18 protein-coding genes are annotated in these 20,612 nt (G+C 41.1%); 16 read left to right on the forward strand and 2 right to left on the reverse strand.

The window, feature by feature from the left end; all coding sequences use genetic code 11:
- The first annotated feature begins 3 nt into the window (after window positions 1-3).
- From AA0Y26_RS04835 to rny, 12 genes are all read left to right on the forward strand, one after another.
- Window positions 4-1,053, forward strand: a complete 1,050-nt coding sequence (locus AA0Y26_RS04835) for an ABC transporter permease (RefSeq protein WP_413365607.1) — start codon at window positions 4-6, stop codon at window positions 1,051-1,053.
- 1 nt (window position 1,054) lies between these two features.
- Complete coding sequence (locus AA0Y26_RS04840) at window positions 1,055-2,017, forward strand: ABC transporter permease (protein WP_413365609.1); 963 nt, start codon at window positions 1,055-1,057, stop codon at window positions 2,015-2,017.
- Window positions 2,018-2,225: 208 nt separating this feature from the next.
- Window positions 2,226-3,488 carry an EF-P 5-aminopentanol modification-associated protein YfmF gene (yfmF, locus tag AA0Y26_RS04845; RefSeq protein WP_413365611.1) on the forward strand — a complete coding sequence of 421 codons (1,263 nt, stop codon included), beginning with the start codon at window positions 2,226-2,228 and terminating at the stop codon, window positions 3,486-3,488.
- A gap of 2 nt (window positions 3,489-3,490) precedes the next feature.
- Entirely contained in the window at window positions 3,491-4,792 is a 1,302-nt protein-coding gene (gene yfmH, locus AA0Y26_RS04850) for an EF-P 5-aminopentanol modification-associated protein YfmH (protein WP_413365613.1), read from the forward strand.
- Complete coding sequence (gene ymfI, locus AA0Y26_RS04855; protein ID WP_413365615.1) at window positions 4,789-5,517, forward strand: elongation factor P 5-aminopentanone reductase; 729 nt, start codon at window positions 4,789-4,791, stop codon at window positions 5,515-5,517. Before yfmH ends, ymfI begins: the two co-directional genes overlap by 4 nt.
- A 42-nt stretch (window positions 5,518-5,559) precedes the next feature.
- Window positions 5,560-5,814, forward strand: a complete 255-nt coding sequence (locus AA0Y26_RS04860; protein ID WP_413365617.1) for a DUF3243 domain-containing protein — start codon at window positions 5,560-5,562, stop codon at window positions 5,812-5,814.
- 210 nt (window positions 5,815-6,024) lie between these two features.
- The gene (locus AA0Y26_RS04865; protein WP_413365619.1) at window positions 6,025-6,813 is read left to right on the forward strand and encodes a DUF3388 domain-containing protein; all 789 of its coding nucleotides are present in this window, start codon (window positions 6,025-6,027) and stop codon (window positions 6,811-6,813) included.
- Between the two features lie 11 nt (window positions 6,814-6,824).
- Window positions 6,825-7,715, forward strand: coding sequence for a helix-turn-helix domain-containing protein (locus AA0Y26_RS04870; RefSeq protein ID WP_413365620.1), 891 nt, complete (start codon window positions 6,825-6,827; stop codon window positions 7,713-7,715).
- Between the two features lie 46 nt (window positions 7,716-7,761).
- A complete protein-coding gene (gene pgsA / locus AA0Y26_RS04875) occupies window positions 7,762-8,340 on the forward strand; it encodes a CDP-diacylglycerol--glycerol-3-phosphate 3-phosphatidyltransferase (RefSeq protein WP_413365622.1) in 579 nt (192 codons plus the stop codon).
- A 12-nt stretch (window positions 8,341-8,352) separates the two neighbouring features.
- The gene (locus tag AA0Y26_RS04880; RefSeq protein WP_413365624.1) at window positions 8,353-9,606 is read left to right on the forward strand and encodes a competence/damage-inducible protein A; all 1,254 of its coding nucleotides are present in this window, start codon (window positions 8,353-8,355) and stop codon (window positions 9,604-9,606) included.
- Window positions 9,607-9,760: 154 nt separating this feature from the next.
- A complete protein-coding gene (gene recA, locus AA0Y26_RS04885; protein WP_413365626.1) occupies window positions 9,761-10,828 on the forward strand; it encodes a recombinase RecA in 1,068 nt (355 codons plus the stop codon).
- A 304-nt stretch (window positions 10,829-11,132) separates the two neighbouring features.
- Window positions 11,133-12,686 (forward strand): ribonuclease Y, encoded by a 1,554-nt coding sequence (rny, locus tag AA0Y26_RS04890; RefSeq protein ID WP_413368053.1) that lies wholly within the window; start codon window positions 11,133-11,135, stop codon window positions 12,684-12,686.
- Between the two features lie 118 nt (window positions 12,687-12,804).
- Here the strand turns inward: rny and AA0Y26_RS04895 are convergent, their stop codons facing one another.
- The gene (locus tag AA0Y26_RS04895) at window positions 12,805-13,194 is read right to left on the reverse strand and encodes a GtrA family protein (RefSeq protein WP_413365627.1); all 390 of its coding nucleotides are present in this window, start codon (window positions 13,192-13,194) and stop codon (window positions 12,805-12,807) included.
- The gene (locus AA0Y26_RS04900; protein WP_413365629.1) at window positions 13,178-14,128 is read right to left on the reverse strand and encodes a glycosyltransferase family 2 protein; all 951 of its coding nucleotides are present in this window, start codon (window positions 14,126-14,128) and stop codon (window positions 13,178-13,180) included. Before AA0Y26_RS04900 ends, AA0Y26_RS04895 begins: the two co-directional genes overlap by 17 nt.
- A 106-nt stretch (window positions 14,129-14,234) precedes the next feature.
- Here AA0Y26_RS04900 and AA0Y26_RS04905 point away from each other — a divergent pair, with 106 nt between their 5' ends.
- The 4 genes from AA0Y26_RS04905 (at window position 14,235) to AA0Y26_RS04920 (ending at window position 19,923) form a co-directional block, all read left to right on the forward strand.
- Entirely contained in the window at window positions 14,235-16,853 is a 2,619-nt protein-coding gene (locus tag AA0Y26_RS04905) for a YfhO family protein (protein ID WP_413365631.1), read from the forward strand.
- Window positions 16,854-17,153: 300 nt separating this feature from the next.
- Window positions 17,154-17,801 (forward strand): S-layer homology domain-containing protein, encoded by a 648-nt coding sequence (locus AA0Y26_RS04910; protein WP_413365633.1) that lies wholly within the window; start codon window positions 17,154-17,156, stop codon window positions 17,799-17,801.
- A gap of 390 nt (window positions 17,802-18,191) precedes the next feature.
- Entirely contained in the window at window positions 18,192-18,965 is a 774-nt protein-coding gene (locus AA0Y26_RS04915) for a tyrosine-protein phosphatase (protein ID WP_413365635.1), read from the forward strand.
- 52 nt (window positions 18,966-19,017) lie between these two features.
- Complete coding sequence (locus AA0Y26_RS04920; RefSeq protein WP_413365637.1) at window positions 19,018-19,923, forward strand: LCP family protein; 906 nt, start codon at window positions 19,018-19,020, stop codon at window positions 19,921-19,923.
- Window positions 19,924-20,612: the final 689 nt, after the last annotated feature.

Here is a 20,612-nt window from a genome sequence, read left to right on the forward strand (position 1 = left end):
TTTATGTCAAATCGAGTCATTAACATTCTCGTTCCTATCATTTCGGTTATTCTTGGTTTAATTGTCGGGGCAATTGTAATGGTTGCTTCTGGGTATAGCCCAGTAGATGGTTACATTGCGCTATGGAACGGTATTTTTGGAGATTCCTATACAATTGGCGAGACAATTCGTCAAATTACACCATATATTTTAGCGGGTCTTGCTGTAGCATTTGCCTTCCGTACAGGGCTGTTCAATATCGGGGTTGAAGGACAGCTGATTATGGGATGGGTAGCTGCAACGTATGTAGGTTTTGCGATTGAAGGATTGCCAAAATTCATTCACTTGCCATTGACGCTGCTTGCAGCAGCAGCAGCAGGGGCATTCTGGGCATTTATTGCAGGTGTTCTGAAGGCACGCTTTAGTGTACATGAGGTAATCGCAACAATTATGTTGAACTATATTGCCCTTCATATTACAAATGCGTTTATTCGGTATTTGTCAGATGGCGGGGATCGGACGGACAAGATTCAAGAATCGGCATCACTCCGTTCAACATGGTTAGAACAAATGACGGAGTATTCCCGTCTTCACTGGGGAATCATTGTAGCATTAATTATGGTAGTTGTTATGTGGTTCATCCTAGAACGTACAACACGAGGTTTTGAACTAAAAGCGGTAGGTTTCAATCAGCATGCAGCTGAATATTCAGGAATGAATGTGAAAAAGAACATTATTTTAGCGATGACAATCTCCGGTTTGTTTGCAGGTCTTGCTGGGGCAATGGAAGCGCTAGGTACATTTGGTTATGCATCTATTAAAGGCGGTTTCACAGGGATTGGATTCGATGGAATTGCCGTAGCTTTACTCGGTGCTAATACACCACTTGGCGTTGTGTTTGGTGCGTCATTATTCGGTTCCCTGAAATTTGGTGCGTTAAACATGCCAAATGAAGCTGGTATTCCAGTTGAACTTGTAGAAATTATTATTGCATTAATCATTTTCTTTGTAGCATGTGGCTACGTGATTCGCATATTACTAGAAAAGTTCGGTAGCAAAAAGGAGGGCAAATAATATGAGCTTTATAGAAGTATTGTATTTCATCGTCCCTTCTGCTATTTTCTACGCAGCTCCATTGATTTTCGGCGCGATCGGCGGCGTATTCTCTGAGCGTTCAGGTGTAGTAAACATCGGGATTGAAGGAATCATGGTTATTGGTGCCTTCGTAGGGATTGTATTTAATCTATTTACAGCAGATGCACTTGGCGGATTAACACCTTGGGTAGCATTGGTTGCAGCAATGATAGTCGGGGCAGTATTCTCACTATTCCTTGCTGTTGCAGCAATATCATTCCGTGCGGATCAGACGGTAACAGGGGTAGCACTTAATCTATTAGGTATTGCAGTAGCATTGTTCCTAGTAAAGTTAATTTTCGACGGAAAAGGCCAAACAGACTTTATCTCTGAACGCCTAGCCCGTTTTGATATCCCGTTATTGTCAGACATCCCCTTCTTTGGACCATTGTTGTTCCAAGATATATATGGAACTTCAATTCTCGCAATTGTAGTCGCTTTTGCTGCTTGGTTTGTTATTTATAAAACACCGTTTGGCCTTCGTCTCCGGGCTGTTGGGGAGCACCCAATGGCGGCTGATACAATGGGTATCAACGTAACGAAAATGCGCTATATTGCCGTGATGATTTCTGGCGCTATGGCAGGGATTGGCGGTGCGATTTATGCACAAACAATTACGAACGATTTTGGCCATGCCACGATTAATGGACAAGGCTTCATGGCAATTGCCGCAATGATCTTCGGAAAATGGCACCCAATTGGCGCGATGGGTGCAGCATTATTCTTTGGTTTAGCGCAGGCATTATCAATCGCAGGCGGATCTATTCCATATATTAAGGAAGTACCGCCAGTATTCCTAACAATCCTGCCGTATGTCCTAACAATTTTAGCGTTAGCTGGATTTATCGGAAAAGCAACTGCTCCAAAAGCATCGGGTATTCCTTATATTAAAGGAAAACGATAATCGTTTTGGGCATTCAGCTGCAAAATAAATTACAGCCAATATAGAATAACTAGCATTTAATTATAAGCCGCTTCGTTTCGAGGCGGCTTTTTCTTATGAACGTAGTCTTTTCCAGAAAGTCGTATAATAACTTTGCATTATGCGCATATTCACATGTATAGTAATAAAGAATAGAACTGTATTTAATAGGTAGTCAGGAGGAGTTTTTTTGTTTTTAACGACACAATTGGCGAAAGGCGTTTCTTTACATATTCGACAAACGGCCCAGTTTAAAACGGTCAATTTTTCGATTAAATGGAGACGTCCGCTTACAGAGAAAGATGCAGCAGAGCGAACGGTATTGACGAATGTGCTACAGCATTCAAACGAAAGGTTCAACACATCCGCAGCATTCCGCAGCTATTTAGATGACCTGTTCGGCACAATTTTATATTTCGATACGGCAAAGCGCGGAAATGAGCATACTGTTTTAATGAATGTAGAAACAGTCAATGAGCAGTATTTAGCGAATTCAAACGTGCTGAATGATGTTCTTGATCTGCTTCATACAGCTATTTTTAAACCAAATCTTGAAAACAATGCATTTGTATCAGCCATTGTTGAGCGTGAGAAAGAAATGGTAAAACAGCGTATCCAGTCTATTTTCGATGATAAGTCACGCTATGCTCAATACCGTCTCACACAAATTCTTCGTCCAAACCATCCTGCCTCCATTTCGGCAAACGGTACAATCGAACAAGTGGACGCAGTGACGCCACAGTCACTGAAGCAGGCATATGATTCCATGCTGGCTGATGATACAATCGATATTTATGTCGTAGGCGATATTAATACAGAAGAAATAAAAGAAAAATTAAGTAAAGCGTTGCCTTTCGGGGACCGGGAGCTACATGAAAAGCAGGCTCCAATTAAGGTAGAATCCAAACCAGAAGCTTATACAAAAGAGCGCCAGGAAATGAAGCAAGGAAAGCTGCATATCGGTTTTTCGACACCTGTTCATTTCGGACACGAGGATTTTGCTAAAATGCAGATATTTAACGGAATATTCGGGGGATATGCACATTCGAAACTATTTATGAATGTACGGGAACGTGAAAGCCTTGCTTATTATGCATCAAGCTCCTACTCTTCTCAATATGGCCTTGTATTTGTCGTTTCCGGTATCGAACCTTCAAATGAGGAAAAGGCGATTGATGTCATTAACGAGCAGTTGAAAGCGATGCAAAACGGAGAGGTTTCCGAGTTGGAATTGGCACAAACAAAAGCGATGCTGATAAACCAATTGAAGGAAGCTTTGGATTCTGCACGCGGGCAGATTGAGATTTATGACCAATACAAAGATTTAAACGAAGCATTTACGATTGATACATGGGCAGCTCGTTGGCAAGATGTTACAAAGGAAGATGTTCAAAAGATGGCCCAGCAAGTCAACCAGGAAGCGGTTTATTTCTTAAGCGGTAAGGAGGATTAATTTTGCAGACAATTGAATTTCAACAACTAGATGAAACATTATATTATAAACAGTTGGAAAATGGCCTGGACGTGTATATTTTGCCGAAAAAGGGATTTTCTAAAGCGTTTGTGACGTTCACAACGAAATACGGTTCTATTGACCGCACATTTGTCCCTATCGGTGAAGAAGAGCCGATTACAGTGCCAGATGGTATTGCACACTTTTTAGAGCACAAAATGTTCGAAAAAGAAGAAGGAGATGTCTTCCAGAAATTCAGTGAGGTAGGAGCGCAGGCAAATGCCTTCACTTCTTTTACACGTACCGCATATTTATTTTCTGCAACAAACCATATTTATAAGAGTACAGAAACACTTTTGGACTTTGTTCAGGAACCTTACTTCACGGAAGAGACGGTAAACAAGGAAAAGGGGATTATCGGTCAAGAAATTACGATGTACGATGATCAACCGGATTGGCGCCTGTACTTTGGCGCGATTGAAAACATGTACCATAATCATCCGGTAAAAATTGATATTGCTGGTACAATTGAATCCATTGATAAAATTACAGCAGAACATCTTTATACATGCTACAACACGTTTTATCATCCTTCTAACATGCTGCTATTTGTCGTTGGTGCAGTCGACCCGACAGAAATGATGGCCTTCATTGAGGGCAATCAAAACAAGAAAGAATTTCCGGAGCCCGAACAATTAACGCGAATCTTTGAAGATGAGCCAACAGAAGTAGCGGTTAAAGAACGAGAAATGAAAATGGATGTACAGCAGCCAAAAGTATATGTCGGGCTTAAAGCAAAGGAAGTAAATTTGTCAGGGGAGGCAATGTTAAAGCACGAATTAGCAATGTCAATCGCTCTTGAATGTCTGTTCGGCCGTGCTTCTGATTTTTATACTAATATATATGAGAACGGTCTGATCGACGAATCGTATGCATTTGATTTCTCATTGGAAAAAGGCTATGGCTTTGCACTCATAGGCTCGGATACACCGAAATCGGACGAACTTGAAAAGGCGATTAGAGGACGTTTGGCTGAAGCAGAGGACGGTTCTGTCTTCAAGGAAGAAGATGTAGAGCGTATTAAACGTAAGAAGATTGGTTACTTCCTGCGAGCACTGAACTCTCTTGAGTTTATAGCAAACCAATTTACGCGCTATAAATTTAATGAGATGAACTTATTTGACGCCGTACCTACAATTGAAAAGCTGACAGTGGAAGATATTAAAGAAGCGTTCAAGTCAATTCAAGGCGAGGAGCAGCAGACTGTATTTAAAATTCTGCCTGTGAATGAGCGCCAAAAATGAAAAAATTTGCATTAGTATGCGGCGCATCCGGCGAAATCGGCCGAGCGATATGCGATGATTTGGCAGCAGACGGCTGGTCACTTTATCTTCATTACCATTTAGGGAAAGAACGTGTAACAAAGATGGCGGCGTCTTATACGGACGCCTATCCATCTCAGGAGTTTCTTCCTGTACAGGCGGACTTTTCCGATTCTGGCGGAGCCGACCGGTTGGCTGCTCAAATTTTCTCCCTGCATGCAGTTGTATTTGCAAATGGACATGCTTATACGCAGCTGCTCGAGGACACGCCTTATGAGGAAATGGAAAAGCTTTGGCGTGTTCATGTACAAAATCCGATGAGACTGCTTGCATGTGTCTCACATAAGCTGCGATCGAATACAAAAAGCTATGTACTCTTTATCGGCTCTATTTGGGGTGCTGCAGGGGCGGCAGGAGAAGTAGTCTACTCGGCTGTTAAAGGAGCGCAGCATGCCTTTGTAAAAGCCTATGCCCAAGAAGTTGCTTATAATGGCATTCGTGTTAATGCTATAGCACCGGGTTTTATTAATACGCAGATGAATAGCCATTTAAATGAAGAGGAAAAACAGGAAATTGCACAAGAAATACCGTTGCAGCAGCTTGGTTCTGTAGACGACGTCTCAAGGCTTACTCGCTTTTACTTGAGCGGTGCTGCTGATTACGTTACAGGACAAATCCTTCATGTTAATGGCGGCTGGTACATATAATCGTTTACCTCGGACATACTATTGTCGAGAGGAGGCGAGAACATGGGATTACTTGAAAGCTGGCAGCAATGGACGCACTTCTTAGGCGAGAAGGTTGAAGATGCAAAAGGCGATGGCGTTTCATCAAAAATGATCGATCAAGCAGCTCTTCAAATTGGGGAATATTTAGCTAAAAATGTTGAACCTCAAAATGAGCAAGAGCGTGTCTTGGCCGACTTATGGTCAGTGGCGTCGTCGGATGAAAAGAAAGCACTTGCAAGCTGCGTTGTTAAATTAGTGGAACATAAAGTTTCGTAACTGCTTATAAAAAGCAATGAAAAGGGAGCCTTTTTAGGTTTCCCTTTTGATTTTCTGGTGAATAATTAGGGAGGATAACTTTCCAGTAACTTTATTTTTATTATTGTAGTAAAAAACAGTGCTTTCGAACTTTTCAATACATACAAAATCCGCTATCATGGAACTTATAAAAGTTTTTGGCGTTTCTAAATAGAGGGGACGGATACATTCATGGGCGAATGGTATTTCGAGTATGAAATTCAAGTAAATCGACCGGGGCTGCTAGGAGATATCGCCTCACTGCTAGGGATGCTTCGTGTAAATATTGTTACCATTAATGGCGTGGATGAAGTCCGCCGTGGTATGCTTGTTAAGGCTGAAAAAGACGAATCAATCGAGCGTTTCATATCCATTGTTTCTACAATGGAGCATATTAATATTACAAAGTTCCGGGTCCCTAAGCTGCGAGATCGATTAGCCGTGCGGCACGGACATTATATTCCTAAAGACGCGGATGAAAAAAATACATTTCGTTTCGTACGCAGCGAACTAGGTATTTTAGTCGACTTCATGGCTGAGCTCTTTAAAAAGGATGGCAATAAGCTGATAGGGATAAGGGGAATGCCGCGGGTCGGCAAGACAGAATCCATCGTAGCGGCCAGCGTCTGTGCTAATAAAAGGTGGATCTTCCTATCCTCCACAATGATCAAGCAGACGGTCCGAAGCTCACTCATAGGTGATGAGTTTAACGGGAATAATATTTTTATATTAGATGGTGCTGTGACGCGAAGGTCCAATGATGAGCGGCATCAACAGCTCGTTCGGGAAATGATGCATATGGATACGATCAAAGTAGTGGAACATCCGGATATTTTCGTACAACATTCCGAATATAAATTGGAGGACTTTGATTATATTATAGAGCTGCGTAATCATCCAGACGAAGAAATTACGTATGAATTGATTGATAAAAATAATATGATGTCTTCAGTAAATGATTTTGGAGGATTTAATTTTTAAATAAAAAGTAGGTGTTATGGTTGACAGAATTAGGAACTCGCCTCAAAGAAGCGAGATTAGCAAAAGGATATAGCTTAGAAGATTTACAAGAGCTTACCAAGATTCAAAAACGGTATTTAGTGGGTATAGAAGAGGGAAACTATTCAATCATGCCAGGGTCCTTCTATGTGAGAGCATTTATAAAACAATATGCAGAGGCTGTAGGACTGGATCCTGAGGAACTGCTTGACCAGTTCAAGAAGGATGTACCTGGAACGCAGACAGCGGAGGTAGTGGAATCATACAAACAAAGTCCAAGCCGGCGTAAACTGGCAAATCGCTCTTCTAATAAAACAATGGAAGTGATGCCAAAAGTTATAGTGGCGTTGTTTATTATTGTTATTATCGCGGTAATTTCGATATTATACTGGGCAAAATCCCAGGAATCAAATGATGTTTATGAGGATGAGGCAAAGCCAATCGAGTACGTGAAGCCGACGACAGATGAAGATCAGCAGGGCACTGAAGATGGCGCAGCAACTGAGGATACAGAAGAGTCAGTTGAGGAAGAAGAGCCTGTAGTGGAAGAGCCTGCTCAAGCCATCTCGCCAGGGCAAGTAAATGGGGAAGATGTAAACTTTGAAGTGACTGGCACGGAAGAATTAAAAATACGCGTTGAAATTATCAACAGCGCTAGTTGGATTGCTTTCCGTAATACACAAGGCGTAGATAACCTTGGCAAAATGTACAATCCGGGTGAAACAGTAGAATATGATGCTACTGCCGATGGGTATGTACGTATCCGATTAGGCAGTGCAGCAAGTGCGAAAGTATTTGTGAATGATGAGGAAGTGACATCACCTTCAAATGGTGTAACACAAAACTTCATTATCCAATTAGCTCAAGAACAACAAGCTCAGTAGTCATCTTTACGATGGCTACTTTGTTTCAAATGAAAGGTGTTAACAAATGAATATTCCAAATAAGATTACAGTCTCTCGTATTTGCTTGATACCATTCTTTATGATTGTAATTATGTTTGACTTTGGCTGGGGAACGATGGAACTGTTCGGTGCAGAAATGCCCGTCCATCATTTTGTAGGGGCAATGATTTTCATTGCCGCATCAGTAACTGACTGGGTGGACGGTTATTATGCACGTAAATACAATCTGGTTACAAATCTAGGGAAGTTTTTAGATCCGCTGGCGGACAAGCTGCTTGTTTCGGCGGCTCTTATCCTGCTGGTGGAAATCGACCTGGCTCCTGCTTGGATCGTTATTATTATTATTTCCCGGGAATTTGCTGTAACGGGTCTTCGCCTGATCTTGGCGGGTGAAGGCGAAGTAGTAGCAGCAAATCAACTAGGCAAAATTAAGACGTGGGCGCAAATTGTAGCCATTTCAGCACTTTTTTTACACAATACCATTTTTACAATGATGGGCATCCCGTTTGATGATATTGCGCTTTATGTAGCGCTATTCTTTACCATTTGGTCTGGTTGGGATTATTTCTATTTAAACCGCCGTGTATTATTAGACTCCAAATAAGTGAGGTTAATTATGAAGGCAGAAATTATTGCAGTAGGCTCAGAACTACTATTAGGACAGATCGCGAATACAAATGCTAAATTTATTTCCCAGCAGCTTTCAGAGCTGGGAATTGATGTCTACTACCATACAGTAGTAGGAGATAATGCTGGACGGCTAAAAGAAGCGATTCGTATAGCGGAAAATCGTGCAGACTGCATTATCTTTTCCGGCGGCTTAGGACCGACAAAAGATGATTTGACGAAGGAAACAATCGCTGATCATTTAGGAGTGGAACTCGTTCACGATGAGAAAGCACTTAAATTGATAGAAGAGTATTTTACGAAGCATGGACGTGAAATGACGGAGAATAACCGAAAACAGGCTTTAGTCCTTCAAGGGAGCCATGTATTGGCGAACCATAACGGCATGGCGCCTGGTATGCTTCTAGAGCGTGGAGAGCATACGTATATTCTGCTGCCGGGTCCACCAAAAGAGCTCGAGCCGATGTTTCAGCATGAGGCAAAACCATATCTTGCTAAAAAACAGGCGAAAGGTTCGAAAATCATTTCTCATGTACTCCGTTTTTACGGAATAGGGGAGGCGGAGCTTGAAGTCCGTCTACAAGACATTCTAGAGCGTCAAAGTAACCCTACGATTGCACCGTTAGCTGCAGATGGGGAGGTAACACTCCGTATAACGGCTAAAGCGGATACTGAAGAAGCTGCATGGACAATGATTAATGAGAAAAAAGAGGAAATTTTAGAAGTTGTAGGGGAGTACTGCTACGGAGTAGATAATGATTCCCTTCCTTCAAAATTGGTAGAAATGCTTGTTGATAATAATTTAACGATTGCAGCAGCTGAAAGTTTGACTGCAGGGCTATTTCAAGCGGAGCTGGCTGAGATTCCTGGGGTAGGCACTGCTCTTGCAGGCGGCGTAGTAACGTATACAGAACAGGCGAAAATTGAACAGCTGGGCATATCTGTAGAAATTATTAAAGAACATAGTGTAGTAAGCAGCGAGTGTGCTGCGGCTATGGCCTTTAATGTCCGGGAAAAATTCGGTACGGAAATCGGTGTAGGGCTGACAGGTGCAGCCGGTCCGGATGCGCACGGCAATGAACCGGCAGGCACAGTCTGGATAGGAATTAGTATCGGACAGGAGCCCCCATTGACTTATCTTCTCCAGTTATCTGGTTCACGCAATACGAACCGTTTACGCACTGTGAAATTTACATGCAGTTATTTAATGCGTAACTTAATAGAAAAAGGTTATAAAAGATAAGGTAAACATTAAATTTGGGTATAGGTATTATGCCCAAATTTTTATTTTCCCTAAAAAACGAAAATATGTTCGCTTTTTTCTTGTGGTTTGTCTCAATAAGAAGTATAATAGAGACATAACGAAAAGAGTTCGTATTTAAAGGAGGAAAACATTCGTGAGTGATCGTAAAGCCGCGTTAGATATGGCGTTAAAACAAATTGAAAAGCAATTCGGTAAAGGTTCTATTATGAAGCTTGGGGAAACGACAGATCGTCAAATTGCAACTTCTTCAAGCGGCTCGCTGGCTCTTGATGCAGCGCTTGGTGTAGGTGGCTACCCTCGTGGCCGTATTATTGAAATTTATGGACCAGAGTCTTCAGGTAAAACGACTGTAGCACTTCATGCGATTGCAGAAATCCAAGCAAATGGTGGACAAGCTGCATTTATCGATGCAGAGCATGCCTTAGATCCGGTATATGCTCAAAAGCTAGGTGTAAACATTGACGAATTATTGCTGTCACAGCCAGATACAGGGGAGCAAGCGCTGGAAATTGCTGAAGCATTAGTACGAAGCGGTGCGGTCGATATCCTGATCATCGACTCCGTAGCTGCGTTAGTGCCTAAAGCAGAGATTGAAGGCGAAATGGGTGATTCCCATATGGGTCTTCAAGCACGTTTAATGTCTCAAGCATTGCGTAAGTTGTCAGGTGCAATCAATAAATCTAAAACGTTAGCAATTTTCATTAACCAAGTACGTGAAAAAATTGGCGTCATGTTCGGGAACCCGGAAACAACACCAGGGGGCCGTGCACTTAAATTCTACTCTTCTGTACGTTTAGAGGTACGTAGAGCGGAAACAATCAAGCAAGGTACTGAAATGATCGGTAATAAAACAAAAATTAAAATTGTAAAAAATAAGGTTGCACCACCATTCCGTACAGCAGAAGTAGACATTATGTATGGAGAAGGGATTTCTAAAGAGGGAGAAATCGTTGATATCGGTGCAGAACTGGATATTATTCAAAAGTCCGGCTCTTGGTATGCATATGGCGATGAGCGAATTGGGCAAGGGCGTGAAAACGCTAAGCAGTTCTTAAAAGAAAATCCTGCTATTCGTGACGAAATTGCTGAAAAAATCCGCGATGCTTATGGAATTGGTAAAGGCAGCGTTCATGAAATCGATGCGATTGAGGAAGACGAGGAAATGGATGAAGCATTATTGCTTGATCTAGGTGAAGAATAAGCAATACTGATCCAGCCTTATATTTTAGTTCAAACCATTGGGGAAGATTTTCCTCGATGGTTTTTTTTATAGAAGCTGGCAGGTATTCTAGCTTTCTAGAAGAATATATAGCATAAAATCATGCTATTGTATATATAAGCCCAAATGCCTTGTATGACGGGAATCCTTGACAGACCTAGGTTGGAACTATACAATTAATCATGTATAATTTTTTACATTTGAAATGAAATAGGCACATATTAGATTGTCTAATATTCGCTGATTGGAACATCAGACATAATGAGCAAGTAGGAGGGGTTACATGATGGAAATGATTATCCCCGCTTTGCTTGGATTCATCGTCGGTGCCGCTGTTATCTATTTCTACATGAAACAAGTGAATGAATCAAAAGTGACTGGTGCAAAACATCAGGCTGCTGCTATTGTCGATGAGGCAAAACGCGAAGCTGATGCACTGAAAAAGGAAGCACTGCTTGAAGCAAAAGATGAAACTCACAAATTTCGTACTGAAGCTGAAAATGACATTCGTGAACGTCGCTTGGAACTTCAGAAACAAGAGAACCGTTTATTGCAAAGAGAAGAAAATCTTGATCGCAAGGATGATGCTCTGAACAAGAGAGAAACAGGCCTAGAGCGTAAAGAAGAAGCTCTAGCCGAGAGACAACAGCATATTGAACAGATGGAAAGCAAAGTGGAAGAGCTTGTTGCGGCTCAAAAATCGGAACTAGAACGTATTGCTGCATTGACACGCGAAGAAGCGAAAGGCTTTATTTTAAAGGAAGTAGAGAACGAGCTTTCGACGGACATCGCTGTCATGACAAAAGAGGCAGAAACACGTGCAAAAGAAGAATCCGATAAAAAGGCACGCGAAATTTTATCACTTGCGCTACAACGTTTTGCTGCAGACCATGTGGCTGAAACGACTGTATCGGTCGTGAACTTACCGAACGATGAAATGAAAGGCCGGATTATTGGCCGTGAAGGTCGTAATATTCGTACTCTTGAAACACTTACGGGTATTGATCTTATTATCGATGATACACCGGAAGCGGTTATTTTATCTGGTTTCGACCCAATCCGCCGAGAAACAGCTCGCCTGGCATTGGAGAAGCTGGTGCAGGATGGACGTATCCACCCGGCTCGAATCGAAGAGATGGTCGAAAAATCACGTCGTGAGGTGGACGAGCAGATACGTGAAACAGGTGAACAGACAACTTTCGAGGTTGGCATCCACAATCTGCATCCAGATTTAATGAAAATCCTTGGCCGAATGAAGTATCGTACAAGCTATGGTCAAAATGTGCTGAAGCATTCCATCGAAGTAGCACATTTAGCGGGATTATTAGCTGCGGAACTTGGCGAAGACGTAACGCTGGCAAAACGAGCAGGCCTGCTGCATGACATTGGTAAGGCAATTGACCATGAGGTGGAAGGAAGCCACGTCGAAATTGGCGTAGAGCTTGCTACGAAGTATAAAGAGCATCCGGTTGTTATTAATAGTATCGCTTCCCACCACGGGGATACAGAGCCGACTTCTGTCATCGCAATCTTAGTCGCTGCGGCTGACGCACTATCAGCAGCACGTCCAGGTGCACGTAGTGAAACGCTTGAAAATTATATCCGCCGTCTAGAGAAGCTTGAGGAAATTTCTGAAAGTTATGATGGCGTAGAAAAATCATACGCGATTCAAGCTGGTCGTGAAATCCGCATCATCGTTCAACCAGATAAAATTGACGATCTTGCCTCGCACCGACTTGCACGAGACATTCGCAAACGAATTGAAGAAGAACTGGATTATCCAGGACATATTAAAGTTACAGTTATTCGTGAAACACGTGCAGTAGAATACGCGAAATAAAAAAATGCGGCATTCCTTTGGGAATGCCGCATTTTTTTCAGTAAGATATCCTAGAGCCTTTGAATAAGCCTTTCGTAATTGCAGGCCATGTTTATATGTTGATTTTAGCGGACGCCCCTTACTGGGTGGGGCCGCTTTTTAGTATCTTCTTAGAAATGAAGAAAGTAAATGGGATAGCGATGAGAGAGGCAAGCAAAGGCGAAATCGTTTCATTTAACCTAAGCACATCCACTAAAATATAAATGCTTGTAGTTGTCACCGAAATATTTACTACATAGGTCAACGGAAACTGCATAAACTTTTTCCATGTGGGCTTTGTTTTGTATGTAAAATACGAATTCAGGAAAAAAGAGCCGACCATGCTGATCAAAAAGGCCAAAATATGGGAAAGCATATAATTCCATTTGAATACATGCAAAAATAATAGATAGAGAATATAGTAATTGCCGGTATTCATAAATCCGACAATAATAAAGCGAAGCACCTCGCCGTTAATAAGTCTTTTCACGCTGTTTCTCCTTTTCAAAATTGGCAGTTTTCGCGACGATATAGTGCGGACGTCTTTTCACTTCATAATAGATACGGCCAATATATTCACCGATAATCCCCATAAAGAAAAGCTGTAAACCCCCGACGAGCAAAATAGCAGCAATTGTCGTAAAATAACCCGGTACATCAATGCCTTTAATCGTAATCTGCACAAGCATATAAAGAACATATAAAATATCAAGCAATGTCACCGTAAGCCCCAGATAGATGGCGATACGGAGAGGCTTATTATTAAAGGAAATTACCCCGTCAATCCCATAATTCAGCAGGCTCGCAAAGGACCATTTGCTCGCACCCTCTTCACGGGTAATATTCTCATATTCAATAATAGCTTCATTAAAACCAATCCACGAAAATAAACCTTTTGAAAAACGGTTATACTCCTTTAAAGAGAGCAGTGCGTCGACTGCCTGCCGGCTCAGCAGACGGAAATCCCCAATCCCATTTTCAAGCCGGACATCAACAAGGGAGTTAATCAGCTTATAATAAATTCTTGTCAGGAAGGAACGGGTAAATTTTTCTCCGGAACGATCCCGTTTGGCAATAACCTGATCATAGCCTTCTTCCGCCTTTGCAAGCATTGCTGGAATAAGGGAAGGAGGATGCTGTAAATCTGCATCCATGATGAGCACATACTCTCCAGAAGCATAGGAAAGCCCGGCTAGCATAGCAGACTCTTTTCCAAAGTTTTTGCTGAAAGACACATATTTTACCAGGTGATCTTGTTCTGAAAGCATCTGCAATATATTCTGTGTTTTATCTCTACTGCCATCGTTGACGAATACTACTTCGTAAGAGGTATTTAACTGTTGAAGAACGCTATTGATCACCTCATAAAACATTGGCAGAACTGATTCTTCATTATAACAAGGTACAACTATAGATAATTTCATATTACACCTACAATATTTTTTATTAAATCATTACTATTGTATCGTTCTCAGGAAATAATGCAAATCAAGGCTGTATGCTTTGTTATAATGAAAGAGAGGTGACAGCATGAAAAAAATAACGCTTGGTTGTATGACACTGCTCATAAGCTCTATTTTCATACATATCTATTTTCTATTAACCAAACTGCCGCTCACGCCACGGGGGACGGATGCGACAAGGCAGATGCTTTTCTATCGTTATTTATTAACGGATGAATACCGCGATTTAAATTTTTTCTGGTCCTGGTCCTACGGGCTTGGCGGTGATCTATTTGCACAGTTCAATTACTATTATTCCACATCCATTTTCTTTTTACTTTCAGCTTTGTTTGACGTTGGCACGATAGAAGATGTCATAGCGCTGAATTTACCATTGTCCATTGGTAAAGTATTTTTAGCGATGTTCTTTATGTTTTTACTGCTGCAATATGAAAAACGCAGCTTTACAGCATCGATCGTTGGCGGTCTATTATACGGTGGATCAGCTACGTTCGCCATTTACAGTTTTATTTTTGATTTTATGGTGGATGCGTTTGTCTGGCTTCCGCTGCTGATTTTATCGTTCCATCATTATCTTAAAACGAAAAAGCCGTTATTCTTTATATTTACCTTTGCATTCATTGTGATATCAAATTTTTATTTCGCTTTTATTGCGACTGTTTACTTTATTATTTACGCCATTTACAAATATACAGAGCTAAATGAACCAAAAAGTATCAGACATTTCGGGAGATATACACTTCGGCTGGCGTTATGTTATACAGCCAGTATTGGAATAGCTGCCTTCAGCTTCTTCCCTGCTGTCTATCAGTTTTTAAGCAGCGACCGGCTGGCCAAGGATTACGATATTCCAGCAGCTTTTGCGAACACTTTTTATGAAAAAGTGCCACAGCTGTTTTTCATGTCCTACCATAGTAATTATACAATCGGTATGTCAGTGCTGGTTCTTGTGCTCCTTGTTAGCGGGTGGAGCATTCGCAAGCGCGAGCTGCTGCCGAAGAAGCTGTTTGTACTCGTTGTAATGAGCTTTTATCTTATTCCTTTTATGTACTCTCTATTTAACGGATTATCCGCGATGCAAAATCGCTGGTATTATTTAATCGCCTTTACTTGCAGTTTCATAGCAGGCTATTTCTTTGACGAGGTAGTAGAGCGGAAGAAGGTTTGGATGCCTGCTGTATTGTCTCTCGCGGCACTGACAGCCTATATGCTTTGGCGCTGGCCCGATCGTCCGGAGATTGCGGTTGATTATGACCAGAAGCTCCTCCTGCTGGGGGCTGCAGGAATCGTAGGAATTGTCATTTACGGGGCAGCACAAAGAAAGTGGCGGCCGTTTGCGAGCGGACTCATCATTGTAAGTCTTATTTGGACAGGAGCCCTTCAGTACTATGCTTATTTTACGAAGATCAATGAAGATGTGACGGATGGAATACAGCAATTCGATAATTATTTTGATACGGCCGGCTATGGGCATTATGAGGGACTGCAAGTATCCAATAAAATTAGGCAGTTAGAAGAAGAATTTGGCCGAACGATTTGGGATTCGCCAAAAATGCAGCACAATTCAGGCATGTATTACGGCTTGAAGACGCACAGTACCTACCATAGTCTCATTCCGCGTAATCTTCACCAGTTGTATAAAGAGAAGTATAATATCCGCCAGACAGGAACAGTCAGCCTATATCATAATTATGACAATCGTTTATACCTAGAGACTGCTCTTGGTAATGAATTTTATGTAAGTGAGGCGAAGACATGGTATGAGCCTTATGGATACGAATCAGTATATATGACGACGAATTGGCATGTGCGGCAAAATGAAAATAAGCTGCCTATTGGCTTTGCGTATCCCTCAGATTCATGGATGACAGAAGAAACGTTCGATTCCTTATCGACTCCTGCAAAAGATCAATCGATTCTCTCGGCAGTAACTGTAAAGGATAGGGAGCTTCAACAAACGCCTTCTACGTTCGATCCTCGAGTATTGGAGGTAGAAACACTCTTTACTGGTATGGAGGACGTTACCCTTGTAAATATGGAAAAAACGGAAGGGCAAACATATAGCGTAGAAGAAGATGCCTACATTGAGGTCCCATATAGAAAAACAGATACAACTGGGGAGCTGATAGTAGAAATTGATATAAAGCCGCTTAAGGATAAAGATTTTACTATCACGATCCAAGACAAAGAGATGCTTCAGTATGCAAATAAATGGACCTGGTCCTATCCGAAGGAATCCTTTACATTTAACTTAGGGTGGATGTATGAAAAAGAAACAATCCAGATCAAGCTGACGCCTGGCTTGTATGAAATTGGTGAAGTCAGGATTTACCGCAACAGCTATGAGCCGTTTGAGGAGCGAGTTAATACGCTGCAGCAGCAAGGGCTGGAAAACATAACATATCATCGTAACAAACTATCAGGTGATGTTGCGATTGCCGAAGATAGCATCTTCTTTATGTCCATTCCGTACAGCAGGGGCTGGAGTGTTAAAGTGGATGGGGAGAAACAGGATATTTATGAAGTAAACCATGCGTTTATCGGCTTCCCGCTTTCACCAGGTGAACACAAAATCGAAATGTCTTATGTGTCACCGTTCTTCAAAGAAAGCCTTGTTATTTCTATTATTTCACTGTTGCTTACAGGGATATATGTTTGGAGAAGAAGGATGAAAGCAAGGAAGTAAAAAATATTCTCTAAGAAATTTCAGCAGCAACAATAGGATCGAATAACTACAGATCAGAGTAAAGACAAGGTCGTTTTTTGACTTTGTCTTTATATTTTTTAGCTGGTTTTTTTAAAATAAAGTTTTACCAAGCCTGTCTTGGAAGTGTTTTCTAACAGGTTGAACTATAAAAATCGAATAAATGATAGAATATTACGAAGTTTACTGTGTGAAATATAATTGTTAACAGTTTGGCATCTCACGTAATAGAAAAAGGGAGTATGCTAATGATAACTTTTGGATTATGGAGGGATATTACCAATGAATCGAAAGAAAGTTGTTGCATTAGCCACTACAGCCTCTCTCATGACAGCGGCCGTTGTTATACCAGTCAGTGTAGATGCCCATCCAGCAGGCGGAAAACCCGGCGCTTACAAATTTAAAGATGTAAATGACAGACATAGTCATTCGGCCAGCATTTACAAATTAGCAGACCGTCAAATCATCAAAGGCTATAAAGATGGTACATTCCGGCCTAACGAGCAAGTGACACGGGGACAAGTAGCCAGCATTATCACCAGCATACTTAACATAGATACAACAAATGTGCCAAATCCGGGGTTTACCGATGTAACACCGGGCAGCTCCCACTATCATGGTATTGCAGCGCTTGTTAATGCAGGCGTTTTAAGCGGGTACGGGGATGGTACATTTCATCCTAATGCTGCGTTAACACGTGGACAAATGGCAAAAATCCTCGTAAAGGCTTTCCAATTCAAAGAGACAGGAAGCGCTGCGACACCGTTTACTGATGTGAACAGTTCCGAGTACCTTAACTTTATTAACACTTTATATGAACTAGGTATCACAAAGGGTACATCCAAATCAACATTCAGTCCAAACACACCCGTAAAGCGTGGCCAGCTTGCCTCGTTCGTCTTACGTTGTGAGGACATTTCTAAAAAATAATCATTAAAAACAAATTCCCCCTACATTCCGGGACACTTAAAAGTGGACCGGTGTAGGGGTTTTTTTCTGTTTACCTATGAATAAAAGAGAGAATTTTTGGATGTGCGGCGAAGAGAAAAGTTTAATACGATTATTTGAGTAAAAATGAATATTTTGGTTAAAAGTGTATATAGTAATGTGTAAATGGTAAATATAATTCTACTGCTAAAGGTGCGTCCATTTTCCAATTTTTTTGAATATAATCAAGCGTGTTACGTAATGAAATTTGTTTTAAGAAAGAAACGGTGGGGCCTTATTACAGTATTTTATCTCTTCGTACATAAAGCAAGGCTGGCCTGCATAAAGAAAGGCATTAGTACTATCTACTTACGATAGAGGAGAGATGCTTACATGATTGATCTACATAGCCATTTACTTTGGCAGGTGGATGATGGTCCCCATAGCTTAGAGGAAACACTAAATATTGCCGTATCTGCTAAACAAGAAGGTATTACAGAAATAATTATCACGCCTCATTATGCCCACCCTCATTATCATGTTCAAAAAGAAAGTGTGAAAAAACAGCTATTTCTTTTACAAAAAGAAATAGAAAAGGCGAATATTCCTCTTCTACTTCACACAGGACATGAAGTCCGGTTGACAGGGGAGATATTATCTCTTTATCGAGAAAAGCAATTTTACACATTGGCGCACTCAAATTATTTCTTATTAGAATTGCCCTCTCATACGGTTCCCTATTATACCACCCATATCATTCGAGCCTTTATTGGAGAAGGCCTGATCCCTATTATTGCCCATCCTGAACGAAATAGAGCAATTATGGAAAATCCGAGTCTTCTTGAACGTCTAGTGATAGAGGGAGCAGTCACTCAGCTCACAGCAGGCAGTTTGACCGGGCATTTTGGGCGCGCCGTTCAGAAATTTTCATTTGAATTACTAAAGGCAAACCTTATTCATACGTATGGATCAGATGTTCATAACCTTACTTCCCGCCCTTTTCTTTTTCGGGAAGGTCTTTATTATTTGGAGAGAAAAAAGGAGCTTAATGCAGTTGATTTACTATTAGAAAATAATAGACGAGTTATTGAAAATAAGCCGCTTCTTATAGAAGAGCCGTCCGTAATCCGAAGAAGAAAATGGTGGATATTAAAGATAGGCGGCTAAAAGAGTAACTCATTACATGCCAGTTGGAACAGCAGAGTTTAGGAGGATTTAGATGAGAAAATGGGTAAAATGGGCAGGAGTAATTGGAATTACTCTCTGTATCTTCATCGTCGGTGTGGGGGTTAAGGTTTACAGTGATATGAAAACAACTGCCGAGAAGCTCTATACCCCCCTTGCACAAGAAGTGCCGGCAGAGCGGGAAGAGTTAGTAGATGTTAAGCAGCAAGAGCCTTTCTCTGCTCTTCTTTTAGGGGTAGATGAAAGAGAGGGGGATGCAGGACGCTCGGATACGATGATTGTACTGACAGTCAATCCGTCCCTCGGTACAACAAAAATTTTAAGTATCCCACGGGACACGTATACAGAGATTATTGGAGCTGACATGAAAGACAAAATCAATCATGCTTTTGCCTACGGCGGGATGGAAATGTCCAAGCTCACAGTGGAACAATTACTAGATATTCCGATTGATTATGTAGCCAAAATTAATATGAAAAGCTTTCAGGAAATTATTGATATTGTAGGCGGTATAACAGTGAACAATGAACTGGATTTTTCTTACGACGGGGAGCATTTTCCAATCGGTGAAATTGAGCTGGATGGAAATAAGGCTTTGAAGTATGTAAGGATGCGCTATGAAGATCCGCAGGGCGATTTTGGCCGGCAAAACCGCCAGAAACAGGTCATTCAAGGGGTTCTGAAGGAAAGCTTATCGATGAACACCATTTTCAACTATAAGTCCATATTTGAAACGCTGGAGAAAAATGTAGAAATGAATATCCGGTTTGATGAACTGATGAACGTTCGCAAGCATTATGGAGGCAGTTTCCAAACAATCGAGCAGCTGTATTTGAATAAAGGAACTGACACAAGAATGGAAGGTATTTATTATTATATGCCGGATGAAGTGGAATTGAAATCCATACAGACGACCTTACAAGAACATCTAGAAATTTAATGAAGAGGCAAGAGAAAAGGATGGAATCTGCTTTTTTATCTAAAAACCTTTGTACACTTTCTATTAAGAAAGAATGAAAAAACCCATTGGCTATCTATGTGTAAAGAGTATAAGAGAGGTATAAATAAAAAATAGAAGGTATGTCGAAAATTTAAGTAATATTTATTAACCTCTCTTAATAAAATTGATGTAAGTTCTCTACTTTAGCTAATTCTTTCTCCTCACAGAAGATTTTAAAGAGGGGGAAAGCTTGTAGCTAGTTGGGACAATAACATCTTCTTTATATAGCCCTCCACAGGAAAGATAGATGCAAATTAGAAGTGTCTTATACGGCCTGATTTTTATCTGCTATATAAAGCGATTAATCTTCAAGGTGAGAGAGGCCGGACTTGCTGGTAAGTAATCGGAGTTCGTTTCCTTCCACCTGTTTTTACTACAAGGCACTGCTTCAATGAGGGAGAAATCCCTGCTTCATAAAAATCACCAATTTACATCAAGATCATCCTTCAAATAAAAGGGTGGATACCCTCACACCAATTTCTTTAGGCAGGCTGTTACACATCGGTAATCTATAGGCGAAACGTAAATAATAGTACAAGCCTTTCTTATTGTGATCAATGTCCGGTAAGCGGCTGGCTTCCCTATGGAAAATAAGAGAGGGATTTTTCTCCGCTATTAAAGAGAAACCT

The sequence above is a fragment of the Lysinibacillus canaveralius genome, assembly GCF_047301505.1.
GTDB lineage: Bacteria > Bacillota > Bacilli > Bacillales_A > Planococcaceae > Lysinibacillus_B.

What these genes read in the sequence shown, in the direction of transcription:
- AA0Y26_RS04835 (WP_413365607.1), top strand. Translation starts at nt 4, where the DNA reads ATGTCAAATCGAGTCATTAACATTCTCGTTCCTATCATTTCGGTTATT.
- AA0Y26_RS04840 (WP_413365609.1), top strand. Translation starts at nt 1,055, where the DNA reads ATGAGCTTTATAGAAGTATTGTATTTCATCGTCCCTTCTGCTATTTTC.
- ymfI (WP_413365615.1), top strand. Translation starts at nt 4,789, where the DNA reads ATGAAAAAATTTGCATTAGTATGCGGCGCATCCGGCGAAATCGGCCGA.
- AA0Y26_RS04860 (WP_413365617.1), top strand. Translation starts at nt 5,560, where the DNA reads ATGGGATTACTTGAAAGCTGGCAGCAATGGACGCACTTCTTAGGCGAG.
- AA0Y26_RS04865 (WP_413365619.1), top strand. Translation starts at nt 6,025, where the DNA reads ATGGGCGAATGGTATTTCGAGTATGAAATTCAAGTAAATCGACCGGGG.
- pgsA (WP_413365622.1), top strand. Translation starts at nt 7,762, where the DNA reads ATGAATATTCCAAATAAGATTACAGTCTCTCGTATTTGCTTGATACCA.
- AA0Y26_RS04880 (WP_413365624.1), top strand. Translation starts at nt 8,353, where the DNA reads ATGAAGGCAGAAATTATTGCAGTAGGCTCAGAACTACTATTAGGACAG.
- rny (WP_413368053.1), top strand. Translation starts at nt 11,133, where the DNA reads ATGGAAATGATTATCCCCGCTTTGCTTGGATTCATCGTCGGTGCCGCT.
- AA0Y26_RS04900 (WP_413365629.1), bottom strand. Translation starts at nt 14,128, where the DNA reads ATGAAATTATCTATAGTTGTACCTTGTTATAATGAAGAATCAGTTCTG.
- AA0Y26_RS04905 (WP_413365631.1), top strand. Translation starts at nt 14,235, where the DNA reads ATGAAAAAAATAACGCTTGGTTGTATGACACTGCTCATAAGCTCTATT.
- AA0Y26_RS04910 (WP_413365633.1), top strand. Translation starts at nt 17,154, where the DNA reads ATGAATCGAAAGAAAGTTGTTGCATTAGCCACTACAGCCTCTCTCATG.
- AA0Y26_RS04915 (WP_413365635.1), top strand. Translation starts at nt 18,192, where the DNA reads ATGATTGATCTACATAGCCATTTACTTTGGCAGGTGGATGATGGTCCC.
- AA0Y26_RS04920 (WP_413365637.1), top strand. Translation starts at nt 19,018, where the DNA reads ATGAGAAAATGGGTAAAATGGGCAGGAGTAATTGGAATTACTCTCTGT.